6 protein-coding genes are annotated in these 10,380 nt (G+C 68.9%); 2 read left to right on the top strand and 4 right to left on the bottom strand.

Features of this window, described 5'->3' with window-relative positions; genetic code table 11:
* Positions 1–38 precede the first annotated feature (38 nt).
* Positions 39–6,485: a 1-acyl-sn-glycerol-3-phosphate acyltransferase gene (locus tag DB30_RS39015; RefSeq protein ID WP_052558994.1), complete on the top strand. Its 6,447-nt coding sequence runs from the start codon at positions 39–41 to the stop codon at positions 6,483–6,485.
* A 334-nt stretch (positions 6,486–6,819) separates the two neighbouring features.
* Here the strand turns inward: DB30_RS39015 and DB30_RS39010 are convergent, their stop codons facing one another.
* The 3 genes from DB30_RS39010 to DB30_RS39000 form a co-directional block, all read right to left on the bottom strand.
* Entirely contained in the window at positions 6,820–7,164 is a 345-nt protein-coding gene (locus DB30_RS39010; protein WP_052558992.1) for a helix-turn-helix domain-containing protein, read from the bottom strand.
* 11 nt (positions 7,165–7,175) lie between these two features.
* On the bottom strand, positions 7,176–7,571 hold the full coding sequence (locus DB30_RS39005; protein ID WP_052558990.1) for a hypothetical protein: 396 nt from the start codon (positions 7,569–7,571) through the stop codon (positions 7,176–7,178).
* Positions 7,572–7,733: 162 nt separating this feature from the next.
* On the bottom strand, positions 7,734–8,270 hold the full coding sequence (locus DB30_RS39000; protein ID WP_052558988.1) for an RNA polymerase sigma factor: 537 nt from the start codon (positions 8,268–8,270) through the stop codon (positions 7,734–7,736).
* Positions 8,271–8,463: 193 nt separating this feature from the next.
* On the opposite strand from DB30_RS39000, the gene DB30_RS38995 reads away from it, so the two are divergent.
* A complete protein-coding gene (locus DB30_RS38995; protein WP_205633171.1) occupies positions 8,464–9,726 on the top strand; it encodes a serine/threonine-protein kinase in 1,263 nt (420 codons plus the stop codon).
* Here the strand turns inward: DB30_RS38995 and DB30_RS38990 are convergent.
* Complete coding sequence (locus DB30_RS38990; protein ID WP_052558985.1) at positions 9,657–10,130, bottom strand: hypothetical protein; 474 nt, start codon at positions 10,128–10,130, stop codon at positions 9,657–9,659. The two genes, DB30_RS38995 and DB30_RS38990, sit on opposite strands and share 70 nt — an antisense overlap.
* Positions 10,131–10,380 lie beyond the last annotated feature (250 nt).

Raw genomic sequence — 10,380 nt, 5'->3', positions numbered from 1 at the left:
TACACCTGCGTCCCCAGCCGATCGCACCCGCGCTGTCGATGTTCGCGGCCGCGGACGAGGCCGCGCTCGAGCGCGCGCTGGTCAGCGGGCAACCCGGCGGCGGGGGGCCGTGCCGCGCGGTGATCGTTGCCAGCAACCCGGGCGAGCGCGGCCAGCGGATCGAGCGAGCGCTGCGACAGCTGCGTACAGGCGCGCCGGCCGGACCGGGCGTGTTCGTTCGGCGCGCGCCGATCGGGGGCGAGCTCGCGTTCGTGTTCAACGGCGCGGGCGCGGCCTACGAGGGCATGGCGCAGCCGCTGCTCGACGCGGTCCCGGACCTCGGTCGCGAGCTGGCCGCGCGCAGCCCCGGTCTGGCCGCCGCGTACCAGGCCGCCTGGATCGACGTCGAGCCCTTGCAGCAGCTGTGGGCCAGCTCGTTCGTCTCGCAGCTGCACGCGCGGGTCAGCGCGGACCTGCTTGGCCTGAAGCCCGACGCGGTGATCGGCTACTCGTCCGGCGAGAGCAACTCTTTGTTCGCGACGGGGATCTGGACCGACCACGACGCGATGGTCGCCGCGTGTCGTGAGTCGGGGGTGTTCACCGAGCAGATCGGCGGCCCGCGCAAGGCTGTTCAGCGCGCGTGGGGGCCGGGTTCGGCCGCCGCCGCGTCGGGCTGGGAGACCTGGACGGTCGTGGCTCCGATCGCCGAGATCGAGGCCGCCGTCGAGCCCGAGCCGCGCGTGCACCTGTCGGTGATCCACCATGACCACGAAGGCATCGTCGTCGGGGATCCCGAAGGCTGCGCGCGGGTGCGGACCCGGCTTGGCGCGGCTCGCTGCTTGCGACTGCACTACGACCTCGCCGTGCACGTGCCCGAGCTCGCCCAGATCCGCGAGACCTGGCTAAACCTGCACCGCTGGCCCGTCACGCCGCGGCCGGATCTGCGGGTCTACTCGTGCGCCCACGCGGGCGCCTATGCGCCAAGCACCGAGGCGTGCGCCGCCGCGATCCTGGGTCAGGCGGATCGGCGGCTCGACTTTCGGGCGGTGATCGAGCGGGCCTACGCCGACGGGGTCCGCGTGTTCGTGGAGCAGGGTCCGCAAGCTGGGTGCAGTCGGTGGATCCGCGAGATCCTGGGCACCCGCGACGCGGTGATCGTGGCCCTGGATCGCAAGGGTGGGGGACTCGAGGTTGTGGTCGAGGCCGCGGCCGCGCTGCTCGCCGCGGGCGTGGCGGTCTCGACCGAGACGCTGCTGGAGGCGCTGGGTGAGCGGTCGCAGGCGCGCTCGCGCTCTGGGCACGTGCTCGGCTTTGAAGCCCACCCGCCCGCTGTCGCGCTGCGGTTGCCGAACGTCTCGCGCCCCCAGGCGAGCCAGCCGCTACGTGGAAACGAGAACGATGACATGAGCGCTTCGCAGTCGATCCAGACCATGGCCCCCGCGCCCTCGCTTCCGCCGATCGGCGCGGAGCCACCGGCCGTGCTGACGCGCGCGGTGGCTCCCAGCGCGAGCACGAGCTTCACGCCCGCGCCGGCATCGGTGGACGCGAGCATGAGCTTCACGCCTGCGCCTGCGCCTGCGCCCGCGCCCGCCGGCTCGAACTTCGCAGCCACGGTCGTGCAGGCCCAGCTGGCCGAGCTTGGCCAAGCGCAGCGCGCCTTCATCGAGTCGCAGGCCAACCTGCATCAGCAGTTTCTGGCGCTGCACGAGCGCAGCATCGAAGTGCTCGCCGCAGCAGCGCGCGCTCGATCAATCGGTGGCGCACCTGCGTCGGGGTTGCCACAGGCACCCCACGCGCTCGCTCCCGGGCAGTCAGCCGCGCCCACCCAGCCGGCCGCGCCCGCGTTCGCTCCAGCCGCGTCTGCGTCCCCGCGCGCGTTCGCTCCCGTGCAACCGGCCACGCCGGCCCCGACGGCCGGACCTGCGACCGCACCCGCGTCTGCGCCCCCGCACGTCCCCACACCCACGCCGACCCCGACAGCTGAAGCGTCCGCGCCCGCGACCGCGCCCGCTCGTCGTCCGCGCCAGCAACCCACCAGCACAGTCGAAGAGCATTCCGGCCCGCGCCCGCCGATCGGCCCCACCTTCGATCGCGCCGCCCTCGAGATCCACGCCAGCGGCCGGGTCTCGGACATCCTGGGCCCGGCGTTCGCCGGCCAAGATCAGTTCGAGCGACAGGTCCGCATGCCCGAGCCGCCGCTGCTGCTCGCCGACCGCGTGACCGGCCTCGACGCCGAGCCGATGTCGATGAAGCTGGGGTCGATCTGGACCGAGACCGACGTCCGCCCCGACGCCTGGTACCTGCACGACGGCCACATGCCCGGCGGGATCATGATCGAGTCCGGCCAGGCCGATCTCCTGCTGATCAGCTACCTGGGCGTTGACGCCGAGAACCGCAGCGATCGGGTCTACCGCCTGCTGGGCTGCACGCTGACCTACCACGGCGGCCTGCCGCGGGTGGGGGAGACCCTGGCCTTCGACATCCACCTCGACGGGCACGCCAAGCAAGGCGGGACCCGGCTGATGTTCTTTCACTACGACTGCCACATCGACGGGGCCCTGCGCCTGTCGGTCCGCAAGGGCCAGGCGGGGTTCTTCACCGACGCCGAGCTCGCGGCTTCGGACGGCTGCCTGTGGCGGCCCGAGGACCAAGAGATCGTCGCCGAGCCACGCCTGGATCCCCCGGCGCTGCGCTGCGAGCACGCGACGCTGACGGCGAAGCAGCTGCAGGCCTTCGCCGACGGCCGCCCGTGGGACTGCTTTGGCAGCGCGTGGAGCTGGGCCAAGACCCACACCCGCACGCCGCGGATCCAAGCCGGCCGGATGCTGTTCCTCGACAGCGTCGAGCGGATCGAGGCCCGCGGCGGCCCGTGGGAGCGCGGCTACCTGTGCGCGACCACGGCGATCACCCCGGATCATTGGTTCTTCGACGGCCACTTCTTCAATGACCCGTGCATGCCGGGCACCTTGATGTTCGACGGCTGCCTGCAGGCGATGTCGGTGTTCCTTGCCAGCTTGGGGTTCACCGCGCGCCGCGACGGCTGGCGCTTCGAGCCGGTCCAGGGCGAGCCCTTCTTGCTCAGCTGCCGCGGCCAGGTCACCCCCAAGGCCAAGCAGCTGCGCTACGAGGTGTTCGTTGAAGAGGTGATCGCCGGCCCGATCCCCACGGTCTACGCCGACTTGCTGTGCACCGTTGACGGGCTCAAGGCCTTCCACGCGCGCCGGGTTGGCTTGAGCCTGGTCCCGGGCTGGCCGCTCGACGAGGGCCACGTGCTGCTCGACGCCGCGGCCCCCCACACCGGCCCGATCGCGACGGCCGGCGCGTTCGCGTTCGACTACCCCTCGATGCTCGCCTGCGCCCAAGGCCGGCCAACCCACGCGTTCGGTCCGGTCTACGCCCGCTTCGACAGCGCCGAGTCGGTCGCCCGCCTGCCCAACCCGCCGTATCACTTCATCAGCCGGGCGGTCCACGTCGAAGGCCCGATCGGCGAAGCCCGGTCCGGCGCGCGGGTCCAGGTCGAGTACGACATCCCCGCGAGCGCCTGGTACCTGGCCGAGAACGGCAACCGCAGCGTGCCCTTCGCGGTCCTGCTCGAGGCCGCGCTGCAGCCCTGCGGGTGGCTGGCGAGCTACATGGGCTGCGCGCTGACTTCCAGCGACTCGCTGATGTTCCGCAACCTCGACGGCAGCGGCACCCAGCACGCCGAGATCACCTTCGCGCCGGGCGAGGACGCCAAGGTCCTCACGACCAAGGTCACCAACACCTCGCTGTCGAAGACCCCCTCGATGATCATTGTGGGCTTCGAGGTCGAGTGTCGCCTCGGCGAGGCGCTGATCTACTCGATGACCACCGTGTTCGGGTTCTTCCCGGCGGCGGCGTTCGAGAACCAAGCCGGGCTGCCGACCACGGCCGATCAGCGCGAGCTCCTCGAACTCCCGAGCACCCGCAGCTGGGCCCTAGACGGCGGCAAGCCGACCCCGGGCCGCGCCCGCATGGCCCGACCGATGCTGTTGATGCTCGATCGCGTGACCGGCTTTGATCCCGAAGGTGGCGAGGCGGGCCTCGGCTTCGCGCGGGCCGAGAAGCGCGTCGATCCAGACGAGTGGTTCTTCAAGGCCCACTTCTTCCAGGACCCCGTGCAGCCCGGCTCGCTCGGGATCGAGGCGATGCTGCAGCTCCTACAGTGGACGATGCTCGAGCTGGGTATGGACAGCGGCATGCAGGCGCCGCGCTTCGAGGCGATCGCCCTCGACGAGGCGATCACCTGGAAGTACCGCGGCCAGGTCGTGCCCAGCAACGCGCTGATCAACACGACCCTCGAGATCACCAGCCGCGACGACGACGAGCGCGGCGTGATCGCCAGGGCGACCGCGTCGCTGTGGGTCGACGGCAAGCGGATCTACGAGGCGTCCAACGTGGGCATGCGGATCGTCGACGACGAGGACGCCCCGGTTGGCGACGGGCGCACGATCACCCTGGATCCCGCGCGCGACGGCTGGCTGCGCGACCACTGCCCGACCTGGACCGTGCCGGCGCTGCCGATGATGAGCATGGTCGACCTGCTCGCGTCGGCCCGGCGTGACGACGAGCGGCTGATCGGCCTGCGCGACGTTCGGGTCAAGGGCTGGCTGGTGCTCGACGAGGCCCGGCAGCTGCGGATCGAGCGAGATCGCGAGCGCGTCGAGCTGCGCGTGGTCGAGGCCGACGGCAGCGAGCGCGAGGTCGCCAGCGGTCGCTTGGTGATCGGCCGCCGCTACGCAGATCGCCCGGCCGCGCTCGAGCCCTTGGCGGGCGAGCCGATGCAGCTGCCCTACGCGAGCGGCGAGCTGTTCCACGGCCCAGCGTTTCAATTGCTCGAGCAGCTGGTCCGCACCAGTGAGGGCGCGTCGTCGATCGTCCAGGTCCAGCGCGAGGGCCCGGGCCAGGTCCCGCGGGGCGAGCTCGCGCCCGCGCTGCTCGACGTCGCAACCCACGGTATCCCCCACGATCGCCTGAGCGAGTGGACCTGGCCCGCCGGTCAGCGCCCAAGCGCCGACACGGTCGCGTACCCGGCGTGGATCCCCGAGATCGATCTCTTCGGCCCCACCCCAGATCCGTCGGCCAAGCTGCGCTGCGAGGTCCGCCCGGTCGGCACGGTCGGCTCGCCTGACTTCCCCGCGTTCGAGATCCAGCTGATCGGCGACAGCGGCGTCTGGTGCCGGATCCGTCTGGTCGAAGCCTGCTTCCCCAAGGGCGCGCTCGGCAGCGCGGCGCCGCTCGAGCGCCGCGCGTTCCTGCGTGACCACCAAGCTGTCCCCGGGCTCTCGCTGGCCCGCACGGGCCCGAACGAGACCACGCTCGCGCGCGCCGATCTCGACGCCAGCGACTGGCTACCCGGCACGGTGGCCGGCATCTACGCTACCCGCGATCCCGAGCAGGTCGCCCGCAAGGAGCACATCGCGGCCGCCCACGCCCTGCACCCGCGGCAGCTCCCGCAGGCGCTGCCGCTGACGCGCTTCGATCTGACTGCCCAGACCAGCGAGGCCGAGGTCCGTGTCCACGGCGCGGGTCTTGGCGAGCTCGACATCACGCCGGTCCGCGAGTTTTGGACGCAGTGGTTCGCGCGTGATCCCTGGCCGGTCGAGGATCTGTACTACGGCTTGATCAATCGCTTCGTTGGCCGGGTGGTGGTCGAAGACCCCGCGGCGTTCGCCGCGATCGAGGGCCGCAGCACCATGTTCTTGGCCAACCACCAAGTCGGCGTGGAGTCCTTGTTGTTCTCGGTCATCGCCTCGGCGCTGGCCAAGGTGCCAACGGTGACGCTGGCCAAGATCGAGCACAAGACCACGTGGTTGGGCCGCCTGATCGCGCACTGCTTCTCGTACCCCAACGTCCGGGATCCGGGGCTGATCACCTTCTTCGATCGTGAAGACAAGTCCAGCTTGATGACCGTGATCGGCGAGCTCGCGGCCGAGATGCGCGGGGTCGGTCGCTCGGTCATGGTCCACGTCGAGGGCACGCGCTCGCTGTCGTGCACGACTGGCGTGCAAAAGATGAGCGGCGCGTTCTTGGACATGGCGATCGCCGTGAACGCCCCGGTCGTGCCGGTTCGCTTCGTGGGGGCGCTGCCCGTCGAGCCGCTGACCGAGCGGCTCGAGTTCCCGGTTGGCATGGGTCGGCAAGACATCTGGATTGGTAAGCCGCTCGCGCCCGAGTTCCTGGCCACCATGACCTACGGGGATCGCCGAAACCTGGTCGTCGCGGCGATCAACGCGTTGGGCCCTGCGAACGCAGACGAGCGGCCGTTCGCTGGTGACCCGGCGTTCGCGGCCGAGGTCGCGCAATGGGAGGCTGCGCGGGGCGTCGATCTGCCCCACGCGGTCCTGTATCAGACGCTCGCCAAGCTCGAGTCGCCGGGCGAGGGCGTGCGGCGGCTGCTGGCGGCCGAGCACGCGGAGCAGCTCGCTGGGGATGCGACGGCCGAGGGGCAGTGGCTGGCCGAGCTCGGGCGGCGGCTGCTGGGATAGTCCCCACCCGGCGCGGGCTTGGTGCTCTAGTCAATACTGTTGCGGTGCGAGCGGCAGCATGAAGTGCCCGCAGATCGGTCATCGCGCGAAAAACGGGACGAATCGGTCTGGCCCAAATTCAGCCGCGAGCGGATGGAAGCGAGTCGACAGTATCTCGTTTCGGGGGCGAGGCCGATTGCATGAACTCTGGGTTCGAGCTGCGCGGGTCCGATCTGTCGTCGGCGAACAGATGCCAGCGATGGTCGCAGGTGTCTGGCGACGGCGCCAGCTGACGATCACATACTCCAACCCATCATCGACGAAGGGCCGCCGAGTCCAAGTTCGAGCTTGCGGATCAGTGAGGGCGATCAAGCTCTTCGATCAGGGTCGCAAGCACCCGCTCGAGCAGCTTCAGCTCCGCGGGGGAGCGTCCGATCAGCAGGCCGCTGATGCGGGCGACCTCTTCAGTGACACCGCCAAGCTCGAAGCTCCCGAACAACGCCGCGATCGAGAGACCCAGGCCCTTGCAGACCTTGCGTAGCGTTCGCAATGACGGCGAGAAATCCTGATGCTCGAGCCGCCGGATCGTGTCGGCCGCGAGCCCGCTCCGGTCGGCCAGCTCCTCTTGGGTCAGGCGCCGAACCTCGCGGAGACGTTTGACGTGAGCGCCGAACGAGCTTGGCTTGTCGGGTTTGTCCATGACATTGGCCGTCATTGGGCGATAGCTCGACTGGCGATGAGCCGCGCCGCCAGGCGATATCTCGTGCCGGATGTCTTGCCCTCGCGTTCGAGCCAGCCTCGATCTGCGAGGTCGGCGAGCAGCGATTGTGCGGTCCGCCGCCGCAGCCCCGTGTGGCGGATGAAGAAGCCAGAGCTGAACGCCTCATTCGGCCGCGCGCGGAACACCTGCATCACGGCATCCTCGAGCGATTGGTTGGGTCCGCGCCAGATCGAGGCCCGCGGTGTCGCCTCGCCCAGCTGCGTCACGGTGATCTTGGCGAGCGCTTCGCCGTAGCAGTCGCGCAAGAGCAGGTCCAGCCGCGCGAGCGTCAGCCTTGGACTCATCCGGTGCAGCGCCGTCAGCAGGGCCGCTTGGCGGGCCTCCATTGCCAGCACGAAGGCCAGTTCACGTCCTCGTGCGGCCCTCGGCTCCTGGGGGGCGCCGTTGGGACGAGGCTCCCCCGGTTGAGTGTCGGCGTTCGTACCTGGCTTGCGACGGCGTGCTGTCCTGGGTCCACCCTTAACTAGTTGGGATTCTCGCCTGAATTCCTACACAAAAAATCGAGAAAGTTTCCTGCGCATCTTCTTGAGCGCCCGGTGGTGGGAGACCCACACGGTCTTCTCGGGCCGGTCGGTGATCTTGGCGATCTCGGCAAACGTCAGACCCTGGCCATAGCGAAGCGGGAACACGGCGCGCTCAGCCGTGGAGAGCTCGCAGATCGCCCGCCAGACCGCGCTTAGTTGCTCTTGCCGCTCCGCGGCTGTGAGGGGGCCCGTTTGACTGGCCTCCACGTTGGTCAGACCGGTGAGCTCCGCCACGAGCGACTGCATGTCTGCCCAGGCGATCATGCGGCGAATGATCCTGCGCATGTACCCGCGAGCGCTCGTGTCCTGCAGGTCGAGCGGTGGCCGAGAGATCATCTGCACGACCACGTCTTGGCTGATGTCCCTGGCCAGAGGATCGCTCGCGCCGCGCCGGTTGGCGTAGACTCGGGTCCAGATCACGTGTCGCTGAGCAAAGGCGACCTGAGCGTCCTGATCTCCCTCGCGAATGAGCGCCAACAGTTCTGCATCTGTCTGGGCCATGCCGTCAGTTCTATCACGAAGTAGCGGGCCCAGTAGCGGACACAGCACGGGTCCCCTCGGAGACGACACCGGTCGGCTCGAAGACGACGCCGACAAGGCGCGCTCCGTGGACCGAGAGTTTGCCGTCGCCCAAGTGATGGGTAAGTTGGGTCGGCACGCGCCAGTATTCGTCAAAGGCGAGCGCTTCGAGCTGGTGCGCGAGATCGGGTCGGGGGGATACGGCAGGGTGTATGAGGCGATCGACCATGACTTTGGCCGCCGCGTGGCCTTGAAGGTTCTCGATCTCGGTGAACGCGATATTGCGCTGCGCGAGGGCCAGATGCTGGCGAAGCTCCGCCATCCAAACGTGTTGGCAATCCATGATCATGGTGTCGGACCTGACTACCGCTACTTTGTGCTGGAGCTGCAAGAGGGTCCAACGCTGCGCGCCGCGTGCGACGGCGCGACCTCCAAACAGATCATTGAGCACTATCTGGGGGCGGCGCGCGGAATTGGGGCCGTTCATGCGAAGGGCCTGGTTCATCGTGACTTCAAGCCCAGCAATGTCCGCATCGGCGCCAACGGGCAAGCCGTCGTCGTCGACTTTGGACTGGCCCGCCACCTCGACACGCTCGAGCGCGACTTCACGGAGCTCGGGTTGTTCGAAGGGACGATCAACTATGCGCCGATCGAGCGGCTGCGCGCCCAGCCCGGCGACGAACGGTCTGATCAGTTCTCGTTCTGCGTGGCGCTGTGGGAGGCGTTGAGCGGGGTCAATCCGTTTGGGGCGTGTACACACGACACGACGACGCAAGCACGCCTGCAGGCGATCGCCGCGGGTGCGGTGGGCAAGCCCCGAGCGTCGCGGCGCGTGGTTCGGGCGCTGCGGCGCGGGCTGTCGCCTCAACCGGAGCAGCGGTTTCCGAGCATGCAGGCGTTGCACGATGCCCTGGCGCCCTGGCGACGACCCTGGCGCGAGCTGTTGGTGATGGGTGCCGCGGTCGTGCTCGTCTCGATCACGCTCGTCGCCCCCATGACCACGCTGCTGATGTCGTCAGGGGAGGGCTCCTCCGAGTTCGTCGTGGGGGCCCACCTGAGGTGCATGGGGTGGGCCGCGATCTCTGCTGCGCGCATCGGGAACGTGGATGGTGCGCTCCGGCGACTGGAGATGGGAAAAAGGGTTGTACTCAACAAGGACTTGTCTCGTGAACTTGCGATTGTAAGTGGGGAGGTCGCGGTCCAATTCGAGCTACAAGCGGCCACTGCGGTTGATGTCGAACAGCGCATCAAGTACCGGGATGCCGCCTTAGACGCGTGGAATCTAGCGATACTCTTCACCCGAGACGCCGCCGACCAGACACTCGAAGGCAAAGCCCGGGAACGACGAGAGAACGGTCACAGTCTGGTCTACACCGACTCAGCGTCGAAGCAGGACACGGTGCCATCCTCGTTGCAAACCCCATCGTGGCACCAGTAGAGCACCCCTCCGCACCCTCCGCCGGGCCAGCACGGCCCGCCGTTCTCGCAACAGATCGTGTACGGTTGGGGCGAGCCGTGCGGCACGAAGTCGAGACAGAGCCCCGCCGCACACGCATCGTCGAGCGGCGCATACGCTGCGACATCGCCTGTTTGGGGATCCACGATCTCCCCGTAGATCACCGTGAACGCCTTGCTCCCCAGCGGGCAAGGAGCCGTGCCCTTCACCCGGGTCGCGTTGCTGCTCGGGTAGTAGCAGACATCAGCGAGCAGCTTGGGCACGTCGGCCGGCGAGTACTCGCACGCCCCGGGCACTGACGTGCAAAGGTAGCGGTACTCGGCGTCCGCGGTCAGCGGCACTGTGATCAGCGACAACGTGAAGAGTGTGAAGGTGGTCCGGCGCATACCCGAGCCTACTCTTGATCTGGTCCCCTTGCTGACTGACGCCCAACCGAGCCCGGGCGACGCACCTGGTGGTGCGCAGACCGATCTCTACCGCGGACGCAGACTGAGCCCTGCCGAGGTCACGCGCCCTCCCCAAATCGCTAGCGCTTGACGCTGCCACGGCGACATGACCCTAGGAGCCCGTGGTGCAACGCCTCACGCCGCCTCGCTTGGTCTTTCCGCCGAGCTCTTCGTCGCCGAAACTTCCAGT

The sequence above is a fragment of the Enhygromyxa salina genome, assembly GCF_000737335.2.
GTDB lineage: Bacteria > Myxococcota_A > Polyangia > Nannocystales > Nannocystaceae > Plesiocystis > Plesiocystis salina_C.
The sequence above is the reverse complement of the archived record's forward strand: the minus strand, read 5'-3'. Positions and strand labels throughout refer to the sequence as shown.